Source organism: Ruegeria sp. YTSA219, assembly GCF_059609985.1.
On the sequence record NZ_JBXWMT010000006.1, the window covers coordinates 82,822 to 105,357 of the forward strand.

At 57.5% G+C, this 22,536-nt stretch carries 20 protein-coding genes and 1 pseudogene; 18 read left to right on the forward strand and 3 right to left on the reverse strand.

The window, feature by feature from the left end; genetic code table 11:
- Window positions 1-54 precede the first annotated feature (54 nt).
- On the forward strand, window positions 55-747 hold the full coding sequence (locus AC2FFB_RS10540) for a metal-dependent hydrolase (RefSeq protein WP_496874889.1): 693 nt from the start codon (window positions 55-57) through the stop codon (window positions 745-747).
- A 7-nt stretch (window positions 748-754) separates the two neighbouring features.
- Window positions 755-1,732 (forward strand): nuclear transport factor 2 family protein, encoded by a 978-nt coding sequence (locus AC2FFB_RS10545; protein ID WP_496689659.1) that lies wholly within the window; start codon window positions 755-757, stop codon window positions 1,730-1,732.
- Window positions 1,733-1,760: 28 nt separating this feature from the next.
- Here AC2FFB_RS10545 and AC2FFB_RS10550 read toward each other — a convergent pair whose 3' ends face one another.
- Window positions 1,761-2,216, reverse strand: coding sequence for a nucleoside deaminase (locus tag AC2FFB_RS10550; RefSeq protein WP_496693848.1), 456 nt, complete (start codon window positions 2,214-2,216; stop codon window positions 1,761-1,763).
- Between the two features lie 61 nt (window positions 2,217-2,277).
- On the opposite strand from AC2FFB_RS10550, the pseudogene AC2FFB_RS10555 reads away from it, so the two are divergent.
- The 16 genes and pseudogenes from AC2FFB_RS10555 to AC2FFB_RS10630 form a co-directional block, all read left to right on the forward strand.
- A pseudogene (locus AC2FFB_RS10555) lies at window positions 2,278-3,084 on the forward strand (pseudouridine synthase); the annotation flags it as partial.
- Between the two features lie 177 nt (window positions 3,085-3,261).
- Window positions 3,262-4,176 (forward strand): 5-bromo-4-chloroindolyl phosphate hydrolysis family protein, encoded by a 915-nt coding sequence (locus AC2FFB_RS10560; protein WP_271949379.1) that lies wholly within the window; start codon window positions 3,262-3,264, stop codon window positions 4,174-4,176.
- Window positions 4,177-4,207: 31 nt separating this feature from the next.
- Window positions 4,208-5,398, forward strand: coding sequence for a toxic anion resistance protein (locus AC2FFB_RS10565; RefSeq protein ID WP_496693849.1), 1,191 nt, complete (start codon window positions 4,208-4,210; stop codon window positions 5,396-5,398).
- Window positions 5,367-6,371, forward strand: a complete 1,005-nt coding sequence (locus AC2FFB_RS10570; RefSeq protein WP_496693850.1) for a DUF2927 domain-containing protein — start codon at window positions 5,367-5,369, stop codon at window positions 6,369-6,371. The genes AC2FFB_RS10565 and AC2FFB_RS10570 overlap by 32 nt, the downstream gene beginning before the upstream one ends.
- A 22-nt stretch (window positions 6,372-6,393) precedes the next feature.
- The gene (locus tag AC2FFB_RS10575) at window positions 6,394-7,542 is read left to right on the forward strand and encodes an SPFH domain-containing protein (RefSeq protein ID WP_281994943.1); all 1,149 of its coding nucleotides are present in this window, start codon (window positions 6,394-6,396) and stop codon (window positions 7,540-7,542) included.
- 65 nt (window positions 7,543-7,607) lie between these two features.
- Window positions 7,608-8,099 carry a cytochrome b gene (locus AC2FFB_RS10580; RefSeq protein WP_281994944.1) on the forward strand — a complete coding sequence of 164 codons (492 nt, stop codon included), beginning with the start codon at window positions 7,608-7,610 and terminating at the stop codon, window positions 8,097-8,099.
- 18 nt (window positions 8,100-8,117) lie between these two features.
- A complete protein-coding gene (locus AC2FFB_RS10585; protein WP_281972708.1) occupies window positions 8,118-9,227 on the forward strand; it encodes a TFIIB-type zinc finger domain-containing protein in 1,110 nt (369 codons plus the stop codon).
- An 85-nt stretch (window positions 9,228-9,312) separates the two neighbouring features.
- On the forward strand, window positions 9,313-9,981 hold the full coding sequence (locus tag AC2FFB_RS10590) for a nitroreductase (RefSeq protein WP_271949366.1): 669 nt from the start codon (window positions 9,313-9,315) through the stop codon (window positions 9,979-9,981).
- A 20-nt stretch (window positions 9,982-10,001) separates the two neighbouring features.
- Window positions 10,002-10,439: a D-aminoacyl-tRNA deacylase gene (dtd, locus tag AC2FFB_RS10595; protein WP_271949362.1), complete on the forward strand. Its 438-nt coding sequence runs from the start codon at window positions 10,002-10,004 to the stop codon at window positions 10,437-10,439.
- Window positions 10,439-11,542 carry a DUF4147 domain-containing protein gene (locus AC2FFB_RS10600; RefSeq protein WP_496689652.1) on the forward strand — a complete coding sequence of 368 codons (1,104 nt, stop codon included), beginning with the start codon at window positions 10,439-10,441 and terminating at the stop codon, window positions 11,540-11,542. The genes dtd and AC2FFB_RS10600 overlap by 1 nt, the downstream gene beginning before the upstream one ends.
- A gap of 51 nt (window positions 11,543-11,593) precedes the next feature.
- Entirely contained in the window at window positions 11,594-13,585 is a 1,992-nt protein-coding gene (locus tag AC2FFB_RS10605; protein ID WP_281972705.1) for a CocE/NonD family hydrolase, read from the forward strand.
- 125 nt (window positions 13,586-13,710) lie between these two features.
- The gene (locus AC2FFB_RS10610) at window positions 13,711-15,294 is read left to right on the forward strand and encodes an ABC transporter substrate-binding protein (RefSeq protein WP_142636703.1); all 1,584 of its coding nucleotides are present in this window, start codon (window positions 13,711-13,713) and stop codon (window positions 15,292-15,294) included.
- Window positions 15,295-15,309: 15 nt separating this feature from the next.
- Window positions 15,310-16,266: an ABC transporter permease gene (locus AC2FFB_RS10615; protein WP_142636701.1), complete on the forward strand. Its 957-nt coding sequence runs from the start codon at window positions 15,310-15,312 to the stop codon at window positions 16,264-16,266.
- A complete protein-coding gene (locus AC2FFB_RS10620) occupies window positions 16,266-17,081 on the forward strand; it encodes an ABC transporter permease (protein WP_142636698.1) in 816 nt (271 codons plus the stop codon). The genes AC2FFB_RS10615 and AC2FFB_RS10620 overlap by 1 nt, the downstream gene beginning before the upstream one ends.
- Window positions 17,078-18,715 (forward strand): ABC transporter ATP-binding protein, encoded by a 1,638-nt coding sequence (locus AC2FFB_RS10625; RefSeq protein WP_142636696.1) that lies wholly within the window; start codon window positions 17,078-17,080, stop codon window positions 18,713-18,715. Before AC2FFB_RS10620 ends, AC2FFB_RS10625 begins: the two co-directional genes overlap by 4 nt.
- Window positions 18,716-18,858: 143 nt before the next feature.
- Window positions 18,859-19,695 carry an alkaline phosphatase family protein gene (locus tag AC2FFB_RS10630; protein ID WP_281994948.1) on the forward strand — a complete coding sequence of 279 codons (837 nt, stop codon included), beginning with the start codon at window positions 18,859-18,861 and terminating at the stop codon, window positions 19,693-19,695.
- 4 nt (window positions 19,696-19,699) lie between these two features.
- Here the strand turns inward: AC2FFB_RS10630 and AC2FFB_RS10635 are convergent, their stop codons facing one another.
- A complete protein-coding gene (locus AC2FFB_RS10635) occupies window positions 19,700-20,623 on the reverse strand; it encodes an alpha/beta hydrolase (protein ID WP_282027562.1) in 924 nt (307 codons plus the stop codon).
- 13 nt (window positions 20,624-20,636) lie between these two features.
- On the reverse strand, window positions 20,637-22,526 hold the full coding sequence (locus AC2FFB_RS10640; RefSeq protein WP_496689643.1) for an acyl-CoA synthetase: 1,890 nt from the start codon (window positions 22,524-22,526) through the stop codon (window positions 20,637-20,639).
- Window positions 22,527-22,536 lie beyond the last annotated feature (10 nt).

Sequence of the window (22,536 nt, forward strand, 5' to 3'; positions counted from 1 at the left end):
TTTTACATACCCGATGCTAGTCTGCAGCCAACAGTTCATTTGGGAGTGCTTTTCATGAATATCATCTGGCTTGGGCATGGCAGCTTTCGCATTGAAACAGCAGGACAGGTTCTTCTGATCGACCCTTGGCTGACCGGCAACCCCGTTTTGCCTGAAGATCAGCATGACGCTGCTTTGGAAGACGCGACACATATCCTGCTGACACACACGCATTTCGATCATGTTGTTGACGTTGTCTCATTGGCCAAACATCTGAACGTCCCCGTGGTCGGTCAGTATGACCTAATGGGGTACTGGAGCGAAACCGAGGGTCTGGAAACAGTCGGCTTCAACAAAGGCGGCACGGTCAACCTGAACGGTGTTATGGTCTCGATGGTACCCGCCTCGCACAGCTCGACATTTTCGACCCCAGACGGGCTGCGAACCGGCGGCAGCGAGGTCGGTTTCATGATCTCATCCGAGGGGCACATGCTCTATGTTTCGGGCGACACCGATATCATGGCCGATATGGACTGGATGGGGGATTACTATAATCCCGATATTGGTATCCTGTCCGCAGGGGGCCACTTTACCATGGACATGAGAGGCGCCGCCTATGCTGCAAAGCGCTATTTCAATTTCAAAACCGTGATTCCCTGCCATTACAAGACCTTCCCGATTCTGGAACAATCCGCGCAGGTGCTGGCGGACGGTTTGCCGGGTGTCGAGGTGATCGAACCGCAGCTGATGCAAGCCATCAAGCTGTAGCCGCTTGATGAGTAACGCGGTAACACCCTCTCCAGAACTGGTCGCTGTCATACGGCGCTGGAATGATGCGGTTCGCCTCAAGGATCGCGCCGCGCTGATGAACCTGCTCTCGTCATCTGAACATCTGCGGTATCAGGGGTCGGCAGATGGCGAAAGCTGGTCCGGACAGGTGTTCCGCCAGGGCTTTGCCGACCACACCCGCGAAATTCCGGATTTCAGCTGGGACGAACATTCGCTCGAGGCGTTTGAATGCGGTGACATAGGATGGGCCCATTGCGAAGCAACACTTGCATTCACATCAAACGGCAAAGCCACACTCCATAGGTTCACCTTTGTATTGCATCTGGAAAACGGTGTCTGGAAGATGATCCAGATGCATGTCTCCAACCCGACTTCGAACATGGAGAAAATCGGGATCGAGCATGAAGCGCTGAACGCATTGATCGCGGCAGCTCGGCAGGAATTCACTCAGGATCAACAAGAGGGCGCGGCATCGGTCATGTTTACTGATATCGCGGGTTCTTCTGAAATTACGCGTAAGGTCGGAGATCACAAATGGACCGCGCTCATATCCAGCCATTTCGATCTGGCTGAAAATCTGATTCACACCCATGGCGGCCGACTGGTCAAATCACTTGGGGATGGCACGATGTCGATCTTCTCCTCTGTCCACGACGCGATCCAAGCGGCGACCGAATTCCAGAGGGAAAATGCGGCCCTACAGTCGGATATACCCTTGGGTCTTCGGGTTGGCATTCATACCGGCGATGTCATTCAGCGGGACGAGGATTTCTTTGGATCAGTGGTCAATAAGGCCGCACGGGTGACTGGCCTTTGTGGCGCAAATGAAATTCTTGTCACCGACGTTACCCGATTGCTGCTGGGCGCGACCGCCGGGCTGCAGTTCAGCGCTCCGATTTCGGCTCAACTAAAGGGGTTCGGTGGTCCACAGACGGTCTATCGCGTGGACTGGGCCAAACCCTAGCACCGCAGGCCGGTGGTCCCAACCCAGATTATTTACTGGCCCTCTTTTTGGTGAAGAATTCGCGCAGCAGGGCTTCGCAATCCTTGGCGGCAATACCGTCAAACACTTCGGGTTTATGGTGCGACTGTGGATGGGAAAACACACGCGCCCCGTGAGCTACCCCACCCGATTTGGGATCAGAGGCCCCGTAATAGATCCGCCGAACACGAGCGGCGGCCAAAGCCGCGGCGCACATCGCGCAGGGTTCCAGTGTGACATAGATGTCGTGGTCAATCAGGCGTTCCGATCCGGTCGCAGCACAGGCGACGCGCAGGGCCAGAATCTCGGCATGTGCGGTTGGGTCGTTCAACTCGCGTGTCTGATTGCCTGCCACGGCGACAACCCGGTCGCCCAGCACGATAGCAGCCCCTACCGGAACTTCGCCGCGTTCACCGGCTTCGCGCGCCTGCTCAAGCGCGATATCCATGTACGATCTGAACTCCATGCCTCTGACTGCATCAGAAACCTGCCTTTCGCAAGGCGGCGGGATGCGCTATGGGCTGCAAATGACTAATACCCCTCCTCCAGGCGACCGGATCGCCAAAGTCCTTGCCCGCGCTGGCGTCGCCTCGCGCCGGGAAGCGGAACGCATGATCGAAGCAGGTCGTGTGGTTGTGAACGGCAAGACCATCGACAGCCCCGCGCTGAACGTTACCGCCAAAGACAAGATCACCGTCGACGGCAAGCCGGTGTCCGAGCCGGAACCGTCACGTCTTTGGCTGTACCACAAGCCACCCGGTCTGGTTACGACGACGAAGGACGAAAAAGGCCGCGCGACGATCTTCGACAAGTTGCCCGAGGACATGCCCCGCGTCATGAGCGTCGGGCGGCTTGACCTGAACTCGGAAGGGTTGCTGTTGCTGACAAATGATGGCGGCATCAAGCGCAAGCTGGAACTGCCTGCCACCGGATGGCTGCGCAGATACCGCGTCCGTGTAAACGGGCGTCCAAAAGACGAGGATTTCGCGCCGCTCCGAAAGGGGCTGGTGATCGAGGGTGAACGGTTCCAACCGATGGAAGTAACACTCGATCGGCAACAGGGTGCAAACGCCTGGCTGACCATTGGCCTGCGCGAAGGTAAAAACCGCGAAATCCGCCGCGCGATCGAGGATATCGGCTTTGCCGTGAACCGGTTGCTGCGCGTCTCGTACGGCCCGTTTCAGTTGGGCAAACTGAAACCCGGAGAGGTCGAGGAAATTCGCCGCCGGGTCATGCGTGATCAGCTTGGTCTTGAGGCTGAGCCCGAGGCTCCGGCCAAACGCCCTGCACGGCCACAGCGCAAACGGCCTCCGATCGGCAAGAAATCTCGCAAATGATAAGGGTTAGGTAACCTTCCCCCTAGCGCCGGGGCCGCGCATCCCCTAAGTTTTCCGCAAAGAGAAACTCAGGGAGCATCATGTCCGGGTCCGGAGTACAAAAACTGGCTTACGTGGCCTTATTGGTTCTGTTGTTCGGCGTCTGCACCGGGTTACTGGGAGGGCTGTAAGCACATGGCCAAACGCTTTGGCGGCAAATACAGCCCAAACGACTCAGATTCGTCGACAGATCAACCGGCGCGCGGTCAGTTTGATGGCGCGCGCGTAGAACCAGCTGGAGCACGGGCTAATATCCTGTTTATCCCGGCTGTTCCATTGGTGTTTCTGTCGCTGAACGACGGTGCAATCGGGATGACCATTGGCCTGATTGCCGCTGGTTTGCTGACCGGGGCGGCCTTTCTGCTGCGCGAAGGGTTGCGGGCCGAAGCGGCCTATAACGCGCGGCGCACAGCCCGGCGCCCGGCAATTCCCCGCAAGATATTTTCCAGCGTTCTGACCGGCCTTGGGGCTGGATTGGCCTCATACCGATCCGAGTTTCTCGATGCGGCAACCGTGTCTGACGCCAGCCTCATCGCCCCAGTTTTATTCGGCACCGCCGCTGCTGTGTTGCATTCCGTTTCCTTCGGCCTGGACCCTATGTCAGACAAAGGCATGGAAGGCATCGATACCTTTCAGCAGGACCGTGTCGCACGGGTAGTCGAAGACGCTGAGGCGCATCTGACCGAAATGACCGACGCCATCAAACGTGCTGGGGACCGCCGGATCGAAGCGCGGGTCGAGCGATTTCAGGAAACTGCCCGCGATTTGTTTCGCACCGTCGAAGAAGATCCGCGCGATCTGGCCGGAGCAAGAAAATACCTGACCGTCTATCTGCAGGGTGCCCGTGACGCGACGGTCAAGTTCTCGGATGTTTATGCGAGAACACGTGATGCACAGTCGCTGCAGAATTACTCGTCTCTACTGGATGACCTGGAACAGAATTTCTCTGCCAGGACCCGTAAGATGCTATTGGATGACCGCAGCGATCTGACGGTTGAAATTGACGTGCTGCGCGAACGGTTGCAGCGCGAAGGCGTTCGGTTGGACTGACCGGCCCGAAGTATACAGAGAGGATTACCCCATGTCCGAGGAAGTAAAGAACAAGGCAGTCGAAGCCGAAACGCTGCTACAGGAAGTGACCGCCGTCGCCCTGCCCGACCCCACGGCGGAAATTGTCCTTCTGAAAGAGGCCGACGAGCCTGTAGGTGCTGAAATTCGTAAACGCATGGGCGAGATCGACATGGGGAACACGAATTCCATCGTGTCCTTCGGCTCGGGTGCGCAGGCCGAGTTGCAGGAAATCAGCCAGGCGATGCTGGCGGATGTACGTAACAAAGATGTCGGTCCGGCAGGTGACAGCCTGCGTAACATCGTGACCACGATCCGTGGTTTCTCGGTCAGCGAACTCGACGTGCGGCGCGAGCGTAGCTGGTGGGAAAAACTGCTGGGCAAGGCCGCCCCGTTCGCCAAGTTCACCGCCCAATACGAACAGGTTCAAGGCCAGATCGACCGGATCACGGATGACTTGCTTTCGCATGAACATACGCTGTTGAAGGACATCAAGTCCCTGGACATCCTGTATGAAAAGACGCTGGGCTTTTATGATGAGCTGGCGCTTTACATCGCGGCCGGCGAAGAGAAGCTGAACGAACTGGACAGTCAGGACATTCCTCAGAAAGAGGCCGAGGTTCAGGCCGCTCCCGAAGAGGATCAGGTGATGAAAGCGCAGGAGCTGCGCGATTTGCGTGCTGCGCGCGATGATCTGGAACGCCGGGTGCATGACCTGAAGCTGACGCGGCAGGTCACCATGCAGTCGCTGCCCTCGATCCGTCTGGTTCAGGAAAATGACAAATCCCTGGTGACCAAGATCAACTCGACCCTGGTGAACACCGTGCCACTCTGGGAAACCCAGCTGGCACAAGCCGTCACCATTCAGCGCAGCGCCGAGGCCGCCGCCGCCGTGCGCGATGCGAATGACCTAACCAACGACCTTCTGACTGCGAATGCCGCCAACCTGCGCGAGTCGAACAAGGTGATCCGTCAGGAAATGGAGCGCGGTGTCTTTGATATCGAGGCCGTAAAACAGGCCAATGCCGATCTGATCGGAACCATCAATGAAAGCCTGGAGATTGCGGATGAAGGCAAGGCCAAACGCGCCGCTGCCGAGCAAGAGCTGCAGAAGATGGAAACCGAACTGCGCGACACTTTGGCCGCAGCCAAAGCGCGCAAGGACGGTATCGGTGACAACGCCGGAACAGCTGTTCCGGGCTGATGGTGGATTGAAGGTGCGGTCACAGGGATATCTGAAGCCTGTATTGGGTCTGGTCGCATTGCTGGCGCTGGCCAACTGCGACGAGGCCCTGACGTCTTCGGTTGCCCCTCAACCGCGCCCCGTAGCCCCCCCAGCGCCTGCCCCTAATGCCTATGTACCTCCATCTGCGGCCAGTCAGGATCTTGCGCGGTTCTATCAGCGGGTAGAACGTGACCTGCTAACGCGTGGTATGCTGCGCAGCGATGGCGGCGGGCCGGACACACCCTATGATGCCAGCGATCTGGAGCGGAATTTCGAGACGATTGCCTTTTTCAACGAGTACCCAGATCACGCCGTCACCGCGACCACATACTCGACCGAGGGCCAGCTTAGCCGATGGTCCGCCCCTATCCGTGTTCAGACAGAATTCGCCCCGTCTGTGTCCCCCGAAATGCGGGCAAAGGATGCCGAACAGGTCGAGATCTTTACCGCGCGGCTGTCCAAAGTGACCGGCCATCCGATGTCTGTCGTTACCCGCAAGGCAAATTTCCATGTCTTTTTCGCGGGAAAGGATGACAGTGCATACGTGGTCTCCCGCCTGAAACAGCTTGTGCCCGGTATCGATCAGCCTTTGCTAGACCTGGTTGCAAACCCGCGTTCAAATATTGACTGTTTTGTCATCGCGTCTCCGACCAACCGGTCCCTGCACCGGTTTGTTCGGGCGGTGGTGCTGATCCGTGCTGAATTGCCTGATATGCTGCGGCGCAGTTGCATCCACGAAGAAATGGCGCAGGGGCTGGGACTCTCCAATGACAGCAACGCTGCGCGACCCTCCATCTTTAATGATGACGATGAATTTGCGCTGCTGACCAGCCATGACGAGAAATTACTGACAATGCTCTATGACCCGCGTCTTGAGCCTGGCGTGGCTGTCGAAGACGCGCGTCCCGTGGTGCGGATCATTGCGCGCGAACTGATGGGCCAGCAGCTGTGAGCCCAAGATAAGGAGACCCCAAATGGGTATTTTCGATTTTCTGACCGGCGAGTTCATCGACGTCATCCACTGGGTCGACGACACCCGCGATACGATGGTCTGGCGGTTCGAACGCGAGGGCCATGCGATCAAATACGGCGCCAAACTGACCGTGCGCGAAGGCCAGGCGGCCGTTTTCGTGCATGAGGGGCAGCTGGCGGATGTCTTCACTCCTGGTCTCTATATGCTCGAGACCAACAATATGCCGATCCTGACGACACTGCAGCATTGGGACCATGGCTTTCAGTCTCCGTTCAAATCCGAGATTTATTTCGTCAACACGACTCGCTTCAATGACCTGAAATGGGGCACCAAGAATCCGATCATGCTGCGCGATCCGGAATTCGGACCGACCCGCATTCGCGCTTTCGGTACTTATACAACCCGGGTCAAAGACCCAGCAAAATTTATGATCGAAATCGTCGGCACCGATGGTGAGTTCACGATGGACGAGATCAGCTTTCAGGTGCGCAATATCATCGTTCAGGAATTCAGCCGGGTCATCGCAGGATCAGGCATTCCGGTTCTGGACATGGCCGCCAATACCGCCGATCTGGGCAAGTTGATCGCGGCAGAAGTGACCCCGGTCTTGGACGGGTACGGGCTGGAGATGCCTGAATTTTATATCGAGAACATCTCACTGCCACCCGCAGTTGAAGCGGCGCTGGACAAGCGGACATCGATGGGGCTGGCTGGTGATCTGGGTAAATTCACCCAGTATTCAGCCGCTGAGGCGATGACAGCCGCGGCCAACAATCCCGGTCAGGGCGGTGGCATGGGCGCTGGCCTTGGCATGGGAATGGGCATGGCCATGGCACAGCAGATGTCGAACATGGCAGCGGGTCAGCCGAGCGGTCCGTGGGGCGGTTCCGCCCCCGCTGCCCAGCAACCTGCGGCGCATACGGCGCCTCCGCCGCCACCGCCAGTGGAACATGTCTGGCATATCGCCGTTGACGGGCAAACCAGCGGGCCATTTTCCAAGGCCAAGATGGGCCGCATGGCGACAGACGGAGAGATCACACGAGACACCCATGTCTGGACCGCCGGTCAGGACGGCTGGAAAAAGGCGGGTGAGGTACAGGAACTGGCGCAGTTGTTCACGATCCTGCCGCCACCCCCGCCCGGAGCCTGAAGTGACGGAAAGCTTAGGCAGCAACGTTTAACGCGTATCCGCAACCTCTCTGAAAGAGCAAACGAATGTCTACTTTGGACCGCTACTCAAAGCCCCAAATCGTATTGCACTGGCTGATCGCTGTGATCATCATCGGCGAATGGATCAGCAGCGATGGCATGGGACGGGCCCTGCACGCCCGGCTCGAGGGCAACACGGTCTGGACAGAAGGGGCCACCCCTCATGTCTGGCTTGGCTGCATCGTCTTTGCGCTGATCCTGGTCCGCATCCTTCTACGGTGGCGACAGGGCGCGCCTGCCCCGGTTGAGGAGAGCTCGGCCCTGATGGCGACCGCAGCAAAGTTGGGACATCTCTTGCTTTATGCGCTGATGGTCGCGGTGCCAATCTTCGGCATGTTGGCCTGGTTCGGGGGTATCCATGTTGCTGGTGAGGTCCACGAAACCGTGGGCAATGCCCTGTTGTTCGTCGCATTAGGTCACGCTGCCTTTGCCATCTGGCATCATTTCATCAAACGGGACGGGGTGCTGAACCGGATGCGCCTGTCCTCTGGCCGATAACGCAAATTCGAGACTTCAATGGCCCCTACCGACCCTAACATTGTAGACGAACACCGCTTTCCCTGCGATCAATGCGGGGCGGATTATCGGTTCAATCCCGGTGATGGTACGCTCACCTGTGACCATTGCGGTCACTCAGAGGCAATTGGCGCCGGACCGTGGGGCGGTTCCAGCCTGAAAGAGCTGGATTTCAACAGTGCGCTTTCGGATCAGCTGCCTGACGATGAGATCGAGGAAACGCGTGTTCTGACCTGCCCCAACTGTGCGGCTCAAGTTGAATTTGACCCGGCCACGCACGCAGCCGAATGCCCCTTTTGCGCAACCCCAGTAGTGACGGATACCGGCATCAGCCGTCACATCAAACCCCGCGGCGTGCTGCCCTTTGCGCTGGATGAACGCACTGCGCATAAGGCGATGGGAGACTGGCTGGGACGGTTATGGTTCGCCCCAAACGGGTTGAAGGATTATGCCCGCAAAGGGCGCAAGATGCAGGGTATCTATGTTCCATACTGGACCTTCGATGCGGATACGAAATCCACATATCGGGGCGAGCGCGGCATAGTTTACTATGAAACACGCAGCGTCATGCGCGATGGCAAGCGTGTACAGCAAAGGGTCGCCAAGGTGAGATGGTCCCCGAAATCGGGCCGGGTCGCACGGTTCTTTGATGACGTTCTGGTTTTGGCATCCCAGTCTTTGCCCAAGAAGTACACCGACGCGCTGGAACCCTGGGATTTACCCGCGTTGGAACCGTATCAGCCTGAGTACCTCGCCGGTTTTCGGGCCGAGGCCTATACAGTCGAATTGAATGACGGCTACACCGAAGCCCGCACACATATGTCCCGCGTGATAGAACGGGATGTACGCTTTGATATTGGTGGCGATCGGCAGCGCGTTCATGCGGTTGAGACCGATGTGCGGGATGTGACCTTCAAGCATGTCCTCCTGCCGATCTGGATGGCCGCCTACAAATATCGGGGGCAGACGTACAGGTTTGTAGTAAACGGCCGCACCGGGCGCGTTCAGGGGGAACGTCCCTGGTCAGCGCTCAAGATCTCTGTCGCCGTGTGCCTTGGCCTTTTGGTAGCTGCCGGTGTTGGTTACATGGTGGCAACCGGTCAGCAATGACGTGACCGGCTAACCGCATCAGCACTTGAACATCCGCCAGTCTGACCTCATCCTGCGCCCTGTCAACGCCGATGGGGAGGCCTGTGTGACACTATCCGCTCTGAACAGTCTACTGGATCAACGGCATTCCTGCCGCGCCTTCCTGTCTGACCCGGTGCCAAAGGATCAGATTAATCAGATCCTGACCAGCGCAGCCCGCGTTCCAAGCTGGTGCAATGCGCAGCCCTGGAACGTGACCATCACCAGCGGGCCAGAGACCGATAAGTTTCGGAAGGCTCTGCAGGATGAGGTAACCGCGGACACGCCATCCCCGGACCTGCCCTTTCCTGCCTCCTATTCGGGCATCTACCAGGAACGCCGCCGTGAATGCGGCTGGGCCCTTTACGAAGCCGTTGGCGTTGAACGCGGAGATCGCGCCGGGTCCACCCGGCAGATGATGGAGAATTTCGCCCTTTTCGGAGCGCCCCATTGTGCAATCATATCCAGCCCAACGGAACTCGGCGCTTATGGCGCGATGGATTGTGGTGGCTTTGTTACGGCCTTCACCCTAGCGGCGCAGGCTCTGGGCATAGCGACAATTCCGCAGGCCGCAGTGGCCAGCTATGGCCCTTTTCTGCACCGATATTTCAACATCCCGGATGACCGTCTGATCCTATGTGCGATCTCTTTCGGCTATGCAGACAAAGACCACCCGGCCAACAGGTTTAGAACCAGTCGCGCCGCGCCCGACGCGTTTGTCGAGTGGGTCGACTGACCATCAAATGGAGGAACCAAATGCGTGCGCTGTTGCAGAGGGTCTCGCTGGCAAAAGTCTCGGTCGAGGGTACGGTGATCGGACAAACCGGTCCGGGCCTGCTGATACTGGTTTGCGCGATGCAGGGGGATGACGACCAAAAGGCCGAACAGCTTGCTGCCAAGGTCTCAAAGCTGCGGATATTCAAGGATGAGGCCGGCAAGATGAACAGGTCGGTTCTGGATACGGGCGGCTCGGCCCTAGTAATCAGCCAGTTCACACTTGCCGCTGATACCTCGCGCGGGAACCGCCCGGGGTTTTCTGAAGCGGCACCGCCAGAGGTTGGAAAACGCTTGTATGAGGTTTTCGCGCATCGGCTAAGTGGTCTTGGCGTCCCTGTCGAAACCGGTCAATTCGGGGCGGATATGGCCGTCGAACTGGTCAATGACGGCCCGGTCACGATCTGGGTCGAAAGCTGATGGAGCAAAGGCAAAAGGCAACCCGAATATGGCAGGCCGGGGTTGACGCGGTTGGTGGATATGCGGCGACGTTATCCGCCTTGAACGATGTAGAGCAACCCAACCAAATTCTGGCTGTCGGCAAAGCTGCGGCGGCGATGACCCGCGCAGCGCTGGACCATTTCGGCCCCCTCCCCGCGCTAGTTGTCACCAAGGATGGCCACGGGGACGCCCTGCCTGACCATGTCAGGGTGATCGAGGCCTCTCATCCCGTTCCTGATATCCGCAGTCTGCAAGCGGGCCGCGCACTGCGTGAGATGGTCCAGTCGATGGGATCATCTTCGCATTTGCTGCTGCTGGCTTCGGGCGGGGCCTCGTCTTTGGCTGAGGACCTTGTACCCGGCAATACGCTGGCGAATCTGGAGCAGTTGAACCGAAAACTGCTGTCGGAAGGGTTGAATATCTCTGAAATGAACGCCGAACGGCGCAAACTGTCCCAAATCAAAGGGTCTGGCCTGTTGGCCCAGTTCAAAGGAGCGAAGGCGACTGTTCTGGCGATTTCCGATGTGCCCGGCGATGACCTGAACGTTATCGGATCGGGCATTGGCGCACTTCCTGAGCCGCGCGATTTTCAGGGAGTTGCGCGCATCGTTGCATCGAACAAGCATGCCCGTGCTGCCGCCGCCCGACTGGCCATGGCCGAGGGCGCACCCGTTTTAGCGAATGAGGAATGTCTGCACGATGACCTGAAAAGCATAGCAGCCCGTTTGGGGCCACGGCTGCGCAATATGCCCGAAGGCGTCATGGTTTTCGGTGGAGAGCCAACTGTCGTGCTGCCCAGAAATCCAGGCAAGGGTGGGCGCAATCAGGCCCTCGCTTTAGCGTTGGCCAGAGAAATCGCGGGTATTGCTGGGCTGACGCTGCTTGTCGGGGGCACCGACGGCACCGACGGGCCGACCCAGGCCGCGGGGGCGATTGTTGACGGGACCATTTGGGGCGATGGTGCGGAAAAGGCGCTGCGGGATGCTGACAGCGGCAGCTATCTGGAACGCGCAAATGCTCTTTTCGTCACCGGGCCGACCGGAACCAACGTAATGGACCTTATTGTCGCAATCCGAAGCTGATTTGACGATTTTCACCTGCACCAAAACCCTTTTGGCCCCGAGACTGACTGAATGAATCCAGCCGACAATTCGCTACTCGACATCGAAGACCTGCCAGATGTCGGCATTCACATGCCGGATGGGTGCCGGCTTTCAGCCCGGATATGGAAGCCGTCGCATGCAGAAAGCCACCCTGTACCTGCCATTCTGGAGTTCCTGCCCTATCGCAAGCGCGACGGCACTGCGACACGAGACGCCCTGACCCATCCTTGGTTTGCCAAGCGCGGTTATGCCTGCATCCGCGTCGACATGCGCGGCAATGGTGACAGCGAAGGGCTGATGGAGGATGAGTATACCCAGCAGGAACTGGACGATGCAGTTGCAACTATCGAGTGGCTGGCGCAGCAACCGTGGTGCTCTGGTTCTGTAGGAATGATGGGGATCAGTTGGGGCGGTTTCAATGCTTTGCAGGTGGCGGCACTACAGCCAGAGGCGCTGAAGGCGATTATCACGCTGTGCTCGACCGCCGACCGGTATGCGGACGACATCCACTACAAGGGTGGCTGCCTGCTGAACGAAAATCTCGGCTGGGGCGCGACCATGTGGTCTTATTCATCGCGCGCTCCCGATCCGGCCCTGCGTCCGAACTGGCGCGAGCTGTGGCTGGACCGCCTTGAGAACGAGCCCTTTCTGCCCTCTGTCTGGTTGCGCCATCAGACTCGGGATGCCTATTGGCGTCACGGGTCAGTCTGCGAGGATTTCAGCGCTATCCGGGCGGCGACTTTGGCTGTTGGCGGCTGGGGCGATGCCTATAAGAATACGGTGCCTTTATTGGTTGAACAGCTTGATTCTCCGGTCAAGGGGATCGTCGGACCATGGGTTCACAAGTATCCGCATTTTGCTGTTCCGGAGCCCCGAATCGGATTTCTGCAAGAGGCCCTGCGTTGGTGGGACCATTGGTTGAAAGGCCAGGATACTGGCGTCGACCAGGAACCCGACTATCGCGCCTATCTTATGGATGGGGTACGCCCCCAGCGCTGGTACAAGGAACGGCCCGGTTGCTGGATAACCGAGGATAAAGGCGCGACCTCGCATCTTCCTATTCAAACTCTGAATATTTCTAATGTTGGGCTGGACCAACCCGGACCGCTGGACACGTGCATCCGATCCCCCCAGACCTGCGGGATGGAAGGCGGAGAATACTGCGCCATCTGGTTGGGGCCGGATATGCCGGGCGATCAGCGTGTGGATGATGCATTTTCGGCCTGTTTCGACAGCGCCCCACTGGCCAATGATCTGAACATCGTGGGCGCGCCGCAAATATGCCTGCACATCAGTGCCGACCGTCCCCATGCCCAGATGGCAGTGCGCTTGAATCACGTCCATCCCGATGGGGCAACAACACGCATAACATACGGTGTCCTTAACCTGTGCCATCGCGATACCCATTCGCAACCGACCGAATTGGTCCCAGGCAAGGTATACGAGGTCACGCTGAATCTGGACCATATCGCTTATCGGGTGCCAAGGGGACACCGCTTGCGGATTGCGGTATCCAGCGCCTATTGGCCGCTGATCTGGCCTTCGCCCGAGTCTGCAGAACTGCATCTGACCGAGGGCCAAATCAAGCTGCCCATCCGTCACGCGGCTAGCGAGGCATATGTATTCCCCCCCCCGGATGCCGAGGCCGCACACGACATCACGACTGTCCGAGACAGCCGGAACTCTCGACAGGTCGAAACTGACATGAACTCGGGGGAAACTCATCTGATTATCGAAGATGACTTTGGCCTTGTTACGGACAACCACCACGGCCTGACACATGGCGGAACAGCCTTTGAACGTTGGTCGATTCGCCCTGATGACCCCTTATCTGCGCGCGGATATTGCCATTGGACACAAGAGATAATCCGTGACGGCACAGAGCTGCGTACAGAAACATCTTGCGAAATGTGGTCAGACGCCGGAAACTTCTACCTCTGTGCTGAACTCAAGGCATTTGAAAACGGCAGTTTGGTATTTTCAAAGACTAAGGAGGATACCGTACCGCGTAATCATATGTGAAATTCAAGCAGGTCTGAGCCGGACTTTTTTCTTGCTCGACCAACCGAATTGCGCCTAACTTGACTGGCGCGTCAATAAAAAAACCCGTCAGGGGCTGACGAGATAAATCACTGGGAGATATCTGAATGAACGAACAAATCACTCACATGGCCAAGCAGGTTACAGCTGGCAAGCTGACCCGCCGCGAATTTATGGGGAAAGCTGCAGCACTTGGTGTGTCTGCTGCGATGGCCAGCACAATGTTTGCCGATGCTGCACGCGCGGCTGGCCCGAAAAAGGGCGGTGATCTGAAATTTGGCCTGCAGGGCGGGGAATCCACCAACTCGCTTGACCCGGCCACCTATGCCAGCTCGGTTCCGTTCCAGAACGGCAAGCAGTTCGGCGACCAACTGGTCGAGGTTGCGCCCGATGGATCGATCGAACCGCGCCTTGCAGAAAGCGTCGAAGGCAGCGCGGATGCCAGGGTCTGGACCTTCAAACTGCGTCAGGGCGTGGAATTCCACAACGGCAAGACCATGACCAGCGAAGACGTGCTGAAAACCATGGAGCGTCACTCGAACGAGGATTCCCAGTCCGGTGCTCTGGGCATCATGCGCGGCATCGAATCGATGAAGGCTGATGGCGACAATTTCCAGGTTACGCTGAATGAACCAAATGCCGACCTGCCCTATCTGATGGCGGACTATCATCTGATCATCCAGCCGGATGGCGGCATGGAAGATCCGGGCGCAGGGGTTGGCACCGGCCCTTACCAAGTGGAAGTCAACGAACCCGGCGTGCGCCACGTGTTCAAGAAATTCGCCAACCACTGGAGCGATTACGGCAATTTCGACAGCGTCGAAGTGGTTGTTATCAATGACGCAACCGCCCGGACCGCCGCGCTGCAATCCGGTCAGGTCCACGCGATCAACCGGGTTGAGCCCAAGATTGCTGATCTGCTGGGTCGCGCACCGAACCTGACTGTGCATTCAACCGCAGGCCGTGGCCACTATGTGTTTATCATGCATTGCGACACGGCACCGTTTGATAACAATGAACTGCGTTTGGCCCTGAAACACGCGATTAACCGTCAGGATCTGGTCGACAAGGTTCTGCGTGGCTATGGCTCGATTGGGAATGACATGCCGATCAACGCGGCCTACCCGCTGTTTGACGGTTCGATCCCGCAGCGTGAATTCAGCATCGAAAAAGCAGCTGAGCATTACAAGAAGTCGGGTCATGACGGCTCGCCAATCATTCTGCAGGTCGCTGATGGCGCCTTCCCTGGTGCAGTGGACGCGGCCGCCCTGTTCCAGCAGACCGCGGCTCAGGCTGGTATCCCGCTGGAAATCAAGCGTGAACCCAACGATGGTTACTGGTCCGAGGTTTGGAACGTACAGCCGTTCTGCGCCTCGTACTGGGGTGGCCGTCCGGTGCAGGACCAGATGTATTCGACCGCGTATCTGTCGACCGCAGACTGGAACGACACGCGGTTCAAGGTTCCGGCCTTTGACGAGATGCTGTTTGCAGCCCGCGCCGAGCTGGACAATGACAAGCGCAAGGACATCTACAAACAGATGGGCATGATGGTCCGCGACGAAGGCGGCGTAATCTGCCCGATGTTCAATGATTTCGTCGAAGGTGTCAGCAATCAGCTGGAAGGTTGGGAAAGCGACCCGACCCAAGAGATGATGAACGGCAACATGTCCCGCAAGATGTGGTTCTCCTGATAAGGACCACGGATCATGCATCCTATCATCAAATTGGTTTCCCAGCGCCTTGCGCTGGGACTCCTATTGCTGTTTGGCGCTTCGGCCCTGATTTTTGGCCTGACCGAAGCCCTGCCCGGAGACGCCGCGCAAGCCGTCCTGGGACAGTCCGCAACTCCTGAGGCTCTTGCTAACTTACGTGAGGAAATGGGGCTGAACCGCCCTGCCCTGACCCGATACGCCGAATGGCTGGGCGGGATCGTTCAAGGCGATCTGGGCCAATCGATGACCAACAAACTGGATATCGCTGAAAGCATCGGCAAGCGCCTGGGCAACACGCTGTTCCTGGCTTGTGCCGCCGCCGTCGTCTCCGTACCACTCGCTATCTTCCTTGGCTTGTTGGCCGTCCGCTATCGCAACCGTATGCCGGACAAATTGATCTCGGCTGTGACCTTGACCACGGTTTCGATCCCCGAATTCCTGATCGGCTACGTGATTATCTATTTCGTTTCCGTAAAACTGGGCTGGTTTTCCTCGCTTGCGATGATCAACGATTCGATGTCCTTCGGCGAAAAGCTCTATGCAATCGCCTTGCCGGCCTTTGTGCTGACGCTGGTGGTATTGGCACAGATGATGCGGATGACCCGCGCCGCAATCCTAAACCTGATGCAGTCGGCCTATATCGAAACGGCTGAGCTGAAAGGTTTGTCCAGTTTTCAGGTCATCGCGCGACATGCCTTCCCCAACGCGATTTCGCCCATTGTCAACGTTGTTATGCTGAACCTGGCCTATCTGGTCGTGGGCGTCGTCGTGGTCGAAGTGGTGTTCGTTTACCCTGGCATGGGGCAATATCTTGTGGACTCGGTGACCAAGCGTGACGTGCCTGTGGTTCTGGCCTGCGGCGTTGTCTTCGCTGCGGTCTATATCGGGCTAAACATGGTTGCCGATATCGTGTCCATCCTTGCCAATCCAAGACTGAGGCACCCGAAATGATGAAGAATCTTCCTATTTCGGCCATGATCGGTCTGTTTTTCACCGGGCTGTACTTTTTCGTGGCGCTCGCCGCACCTCTGATCGCTCCTTACGGCATGGCCGAGGTGGTCGGTGATGTCTGGGAACCGTCCAGTGCCAAACACCTGTTGGGTACGGACAATATCGGGCGCGATCTGCTAACTCGCATGATCTATGGCGGGCGCACGACCATCTTTATCGCTGCTGCTGCCACAATCCTCAGCTTTGCCACCGGCACCACGCTGGGATTGCTGGCCGCTGTTCTTGGTGGCTGGGCCGATCAGGTCCTCAGCCGAGCGGTTGACCTGGTCATGTCGATCCCGACACTGATCCTGGCGCTGGTCATTCTGGCGATTGTCCCGGTGACTGTCCCGATCCTGATCCTGGTGATGGGCCTGCTGGATGCCACACGCCCCTATCGCCTGTCGCGATCTGTCGCTGTGGATATCAATGTGATGGACTATGTTGAGGCTGCCAAGCTGCGCGGTGAGGGTCGTATCTGGATCATCTTCCGGGAAATCCTGCCCAATGCTCTGTCGCCTCTGGTGGCCGAGTTCGGATTGCGGTTCATCTTTATGGTTCTGTTTATCTCGACCCTCTCGTTCCTGGGTCTGGGCGTCCAACCGCCGCTGGCGGATTGGGGTGGAATCGTGAAGGAAAACAAAGACGGTATCGTCTATGGCATCGGCGCGGCGCTATATCCGGCTGTTGCCATCGCGACCCTCGCCATCTCGGTCAACCTTGTTGCTGACTGGGTCCTGAACCGTACCACATCGCTGAAAGGAGGCCGGGGATGAGTGATACCCTTCTCAAGGTCCGCGACCTCAAAATCGGCGCGACCGTTTACCCGCCGGGAGAAAAACCCCATGATATCGAAATCGTGCACGGGGTCAGCTTTGACCTTGAACGCGGCAAGGTGCTGGGTTTGATCGGTGAATCCGGGGCCGGTAAATCCACCATTGGTCTGGCCTCAATGGCCTATGGCCGTGGTGGTGTTGAACTCACCGGCGGAGAAGTTTGGGTTAACGGGCGCGATATCCTGAAAACCCCGCATAGCGATATCCGTAATCTGCGCGGAGGCGAAGTAGCATATGTTTCGCAATCCGCCGCAGCATCGTTCAACCCAGCCAAGAAGATCATGGATCAGGTGATCGAAGCCGCGGTGGAGCACAAGAAGTTCTCTCGTAAAGAGGCCGAAGCCCGCGCGCGGGAACTGTTCGCCAAACTGGGGCTTCCCGATCCGGACAATATTGGTGATCGCTATCCGCACCAAGTTTCGGGCGGTCAGCTACAGCGGTGTATGACAGCACTGGCGCTTTGTCCTGAGCCTGATCTGGTGGTGTTCGACGAACCGACAACTGCGCTGGATGTGACCACCCAGATCGATGTTCTGATGGCCATTAAGGAAGCCATTCGTGATACCGGCGTTGCCGCGCTCTATATCACCCACGATCTGGCAGTCGTTGCGCAAGTCAGCGACGACATCATGGTTCTGCGCATGGGTAACACGGTCGAGTACGGCAACACCGATCAGATCATCAACAACCCGCAGGAAGAGTATACCAAGGCGCTGGTCTCGGTCCGCTCCATCGAACATGAAGAAAAGAAGCCAACATCCGAACCAGTGCTGACAGTTGACGGGATCACTGCGCGCTATAAGGGGCTGAATTTCGACGTGCTGCACAACGTCAATGTCGAGCTTCATCCGGGGCAGACGCTGGCAGTTGTGGGCGAATCCGGTTCTGGCAAGTCCACGCTGGCACGGGTGATCACCGGGCTGCTTCCGCCGCGCGATGGCGAGATCAATTTCGCCGGACGCAAGCTCAGTGGCGATCTGAAGGGCCGCAGCCGTGAAGACCTGCGTGAGTTGCAGATGATCTATCAGATGGCAGACGTGGCAATGAACCCGCGTCAAACCGTTGGAACGATCATCGGGCGCCCGCTGGAGTTCTACTTCAACATGCGCGGCGCCGAAAAGCGCAAGCGGATCGTGGAACTGCTGGATGAGATCGAGCTGGGCGAGAAGTACATGGATCGCTATCCGGCGGAACTTTCTGGCGGCCAGAAACAGCGTGTTTGCATTGCGCGTTCATTGGCGGCCAAGCCTAAGATGATCATCTGTGATGAGGTCACCTCGGCGCTCGATCCGCTGGTGGCGGATGGTATCCTCAAACTGCTGCTGGACCTGCAGAAGATCGAGGATGTGGCCTATCTGTTCATCACCCACGATCTGGCAACGGTGCGCGCGATCAGCGACAGTATTGCGGTGATGTATCAGGGCCGAGTCGTCCGCTACGGCCCCAAGTCGCAGGTGCTGAGCCCACCGTTTGATGACTATACCGACCTACTGCTCAGCTCTGTCCCCGAAATGCATCTGGGCTGGCTGGAAGAGGTCGTCGCCCACCGCAAAATGGAAAGCGCCGGGAACTGATCCCGGCCCTTCCCGTAAGTTTATGAAATCCCGGCGCCATTCGATCAAGGTGTCGGGATTTTGCCATTCGGGGCGGGATTAGGCAGCCAGACCGCACCGAATCTTTTAGGGTCGGCTGAAGCAATCTGAAAAAGGGTCAGAGCATGGACCGCAAACTTCTCCTCATCATTCTGGACGGTGTTCCATGGCGCAATTTCCGTCGCTTGTTCGGCAATCTGGAAGGCTGGGTCGACACCGGCGAGGCGCGCGTTTGGAAGAAGCGCGCTGTGCTACCGTCAATCTCGGCAAGCTGCTATGCCTCGATCCATACCGGTGTAACACCGCAGGAGCATGGCTGTACCGGCAATGGCAACGTGTTCCGCCTGAGTCAGAAGGACATCTTCAGCCAAGTGTGCGAAGCCGGCGGCGTGACTGGGGCTGTGGCCCACAGCTTCTGGTCGCAATTCTTTAATCGCCATCCATTCGACTATGTCCGCGATGTTGAATATGACGAGCCCAACAGCAAAACGATCAATCATGGTCGGTTCCACACGATGACAGGCTATGGCAAAGCCAACCAGATGACGCCCTGTGACGTCGATCTGTTCGCAACGCTGACCAATCTCTGCCTACGCCATGGCTTGGACTATGGATTGCTGCATACCAGCACTTTGGACAGCATGGGTCATAGGTTCTTTCATGAATGTGAAGAGATGGACCATGCCTGTTTCGTGATGGACGAAATGCTGGCCCCGTTTATCCCGCGCTGGCGGCAGTTGGGTTACGACGTCATCGTCACCGCAGATCACGGCCAGGACGATCGTGGCCATCACGGTGGGCGTGGCGCATTGCAGCAGGAAACCGCGCTGTATTACTTCGGTGACGCCGAAGGCCCCGATGCGGACGCTGTGATCGACCAGCTACAGCTGGCGCCCACGATTCTGGACCGTTTGGGTGCCCCGATTGCCGAGACCATGAAGGGTCAGCCCTTCTTGAAGTAGGGGATCAGTCGTAGGGCCAGATCTGCTGGCCCAACGCCTCTATCGCCACCGAGATCCTCTCGAAGCTGTCCGCCGCACGTTTGACCATGGTGCGCGCCCGCAGATAGCCGTGCACAAGGCCGGGTTCATTGATGCAATGAGCCTGCCCACCTGCAGCCCTGATCTGTTCGCAATAGATCGCACCATCATCACGTAAGGGATCACAATCTGCAGTTACCACCACGGTCGGGGGCAGCCCCGAGAAATCCGTGTCATGCAATGGAGCAAATGTCGGGTCGTTTTCCGGCACATCTCCACCACAGCGCACCTTCTCGTAAAAACTTACATCTTCCAGCGTCAGCAAAGGCGCATGGGCATGTTCCTTATAGGAACCACGGGACGAATCTCCGCCCAAGCCTGGATAGATGAGGACCTGACCAAGAAGATTGTCAAACTGCGTCCGTCCGTGCTGTGAAACTGCGGCGGCCAGATTTCCACCAGCGCTGTCGCCCGCCAGAACGAAAGGGTCCTGGAACTCTTGCACCGCCCAGTTGGTTGCCGCCCAACTATCGTGAAACTGGGCAGGATGAATATGTTCGGGGCTCAGGCGGTAATCCACGGCAATCACCCGATACCCAGTTTGTGCACAAAGTTCGGCACAGACATCGTCGTGACTGTCCAGTCCGCCGACGACAAACCCGCCTCCGTGGAAATAGATCACCGTCCGGCTTGGATTGCCTGCGGTGTAAATGCGAACAGGCACGCCAGCGGCGCGCCTGTCTTCTGTTTCAACACCCATTGGGCGAGGCTGGCGAAAATCCTTGCACATTACGTCATAGACGCCGCGCTGATCTTCGATCGACAATTCGACCGCGTCATCAGGATAGCTTTCAGCCGTTCGTCTTATGAACGCCCAGGTTTCTTCATCAATCAGACGTTCATAGTCCATAGCCCCTCCGCGATCAGGCAGCCCACTCCCATGGCCGGGTGAACGATCCCAGCACTTTGCTGACATCGTCGTCCGAGGAACCGTTGGCGTCAAGCTGCGCGACAAGTCCGCGCTTTTTATCATCCAGAACCGAAACCACACGCGCAGCAACGCCTGCGTCTTCAAGCGCACCATTGTAGATGCGTGTGATCGCCTGCTTACGTAGCTCGGGCTTAAAGACTTTGCCCACTGCCGTTTTGGGCAGTTCGTCCAGAATAGTCATGTGCTTAGGTTGCGCGGCACGCTCGTGAACGTGAACTCTGCAGTATTCCATCAGCTCCTGCTCTGTCACACTGGCCCCAGAGACCAATTCGACAAAGGCACAGGGCACTTCGCCCGCATGGGCGTCTGGTTGACCGATCGCACCGGCAAATGCCACGGCCTCATGCCCCAACAGCGCCTCTTCGATCTCGGCCGGGTCGATATTGTGCCCGCCGCGAATGATCAAATCCTTGGCACGACCGGTGATCCACAAATAGCCATCATCGTCAAACCGGCCCAAATCACCGGTGCGCAGATATTTGTCATAGTGGAACAGGCCCACGTTCTTTTCGACCTCTGTATACGTGTTGCCCGCAAATACGCCGGGGTTCGAGATACAGATCTCACCAATCTGATCAGTGCCACATTCGGTCGGACCGTCGGGCCCATCCTGAAGGATTTTCACATCCGTATAAGGGAACGGAACGCCAATCGAACCGATCTTCTTTTCGCCATCCACCGGGTTGCACGACACTAGGCAGGTGGCTTCGGTCAGGCCATAGCCTTCGACTATAGTGACGCCGGTGGCCTCTTCAAAGCGACGGAACAGTTCAACCGGCAAAGGAGCCGAGCCCGAGAAGGCCGTTTTCACTGACGAGATATCGGCGTCGACAGGGCGCTGCATTTTGGCAGAGATCGCTGTCGGAACCGTGATGATAAAGCTGACTTTCCAACGCTCGATCAGTTTCCAGAAATTGTCGAAAACGCCATCCCCGCGATATCCTTGAGGCGTCGGGAAGACCACATGCGCACCCGAACTCACTGCAGCCATGACGATCACATGCACAGCAAAGACGTGGAACATGGGCAGTGGGCACATGACCACATCGTTTTCGTCGAACAACAAGGTGCCACCACACCAGCCATTATAGATCAGGCCGGAATATTTGTGTTGTGCAACCTTGGGCATGCCGGTTGTACCACCAGTATGGAAATAGCACGCAACACGGTCTGATTTACTGTCTTCGAATGTCAGTGTCTCGGGCTGTTTCGCCAGCTCTTTGCTGAAATTCAAATAGTCCGCATGAGCCAATTTAGCCTTGTCGCCCATTTTGGGACGCACAAGGGGCACGATCCACGATTTCGGAGGCGTCAGATAGCGATTCAGGTCGATTTCCAGAATTGTGTTCACACCGGGCGCGTGGCGTACGGCCTCTTCCACCTTCTGTGCAACATCGGCTTTGGGAAATGACTTTAGCGTCACAACAACCTTGGCTTTCGTCTCGCGCAAAATTGCTGCGATTTGCTCGGGCTCCAACAACGGGTTGATCGGGTTCACGATCCCTGCGACGGCCCCTCCCATGAGGGTCACCAGAGTTTCGTTGCAGTTGGGCAGCACATAGGCCACCACATCGTTTTCACCGATACCCAGAGATCTGAAAAGATTGGCGGCCTGATTGACCTTACCCAGCAGATCAGACCACGTCAGTGTCTCGGCCTTATCGGTTGGGCCGGAAAACAGCTGAAAGCTAATGGCCTTGTGGTCGGGGAACTTGGCCGCCGTTCGAGAAAGTAACTGATGAAAGGTTACCGGTACGTCTCGATCCTCCCACGGCATTTCATTTTCTATTCTTGCCTTATCGTCTAATCCCGCGAATGCCATTAGTTCCTCC

Coding starts and splice junctions, on each gene's coding strand:
- AC2FFB_RS10565 (WP_496693849.1), top strand. CDS start 4,208: ATGTCCGAGGAAGTAAAGAACAAGGCAGTCGAAGCCGAAACGCTGCTA.
- AC2FFB_RS10550 (WP_496693848.1), bottom strand. CDS start 2,216: ATGGAGTTCAGATCGTACATGGATATCGCGCTTGAGCAGGCGCGCGAA.
- AC2FFB_RS10620 (WP_142636698.1), top strand. CDS start 16,266: ATGAAGAATCTTCCTATTTCGGCCATGATCGGTCTGTTTTTCACCGGG.
- AC2FFB_RS10635 (WP_282027562.1), bottom strand. CDS start 20,623: ATGGACTATGAACGTCTGATTGATGAAGAAACCTGGGCGTTCATAAGA.
- AC2FFB_RS10540 (WP_496874889.1), top strand. CDS start 55: ATGAATATCATCTGGCTTGGGCATGGCAGCTTTCGCATTGAAACAGCA.
- AC2FFB_RS10600 (WP_496689652.1), top strand. CDS start 10,439: ATGGAGCAAAGGCAAAAGGCAACCCGAATATGGCAGGCCGGGGTTGAC.
- AC2FFB_RS10545 (WP_496689659.1), top strand. CDS start 755: ATGAGTAACGCGGTAACACCCTCTCCAGAACTGGTCGCTGTCATACGG.
- AC2FFB_RS10630 (WP_281994948.1), top strand. CDS start 18,859: ATGGACCGCAAACTTCTCCTCATCATTCTGGACGGTGTTCCATGGCGC.
- AC2FFB_RS10575 (WP_281994943.1), top strand. CDS start 6,394: ATGGGTATTTTCGATTTTCTGACCGGCGAGTTCATCGACGTCATCCAC.
- AC2FFB_RS10625 (WP_142636696.1), top strand. CDS start 17,078: ATGAGTGATACCCTTCTCAAGGTCCGCGACCTCAAAATCGGCGCGACC.
- AC2FFB_RS10560 (WP_271949379.1), top strand. CDS start 3,262: ATGGCCAAACGCTTTGGCGGCAAATACAGCCCAAACGACTCAGATTCG.
- dtd (WP_271949362.1), top strand. CDS start 10,002: ATGCGTGCGCTGTTGCAGAGGGTCTCGCTGGCAAAAGTCTCGGTCGAG.
- AC2FFB_RS10610 (WP_142636703.1), top strand. CDS start 13,711: ATGAACGAACAAATCACTCACATGGCCAAGCAGGTTACAGCTGGCAAG.
- AC2FFB_RS10605 (WP_281972705.1), top strand. CDS start 11,594: ATGAATCCAGCCGACAATTCGCTACTCGACATCGAAGACCTGCCAGAT.
- AC2FFB_RS10580 (WP_281994944.1), top strand. CDS start 7,608: ATGTCTACTTTGGACCGCTACTCAAAGCCCCAAATCGTATTGCACTGG.
- AC2FFB_RS10585 (WP_281972708.1), top strand. CDS start 8,118: ATGGCCCCTACCGACCCTAACATTGTAGACGAACACCGCTTTCCCTGC.
- AC2FFB_RS10640 (WP_496689643.1), bottom strand. CDS start 22,526: ATGGCATTCGCGGGATTAGACGATAAGGCAAGAATAGAAAATGAAATG.
- AC2FFB_RS10615 (WP_142636701.1), top strand. CDS start 15,310: ATGCATCCTATCATCAAATTGGTTTCCCAGCGCCTTGCGCTGGGACTC.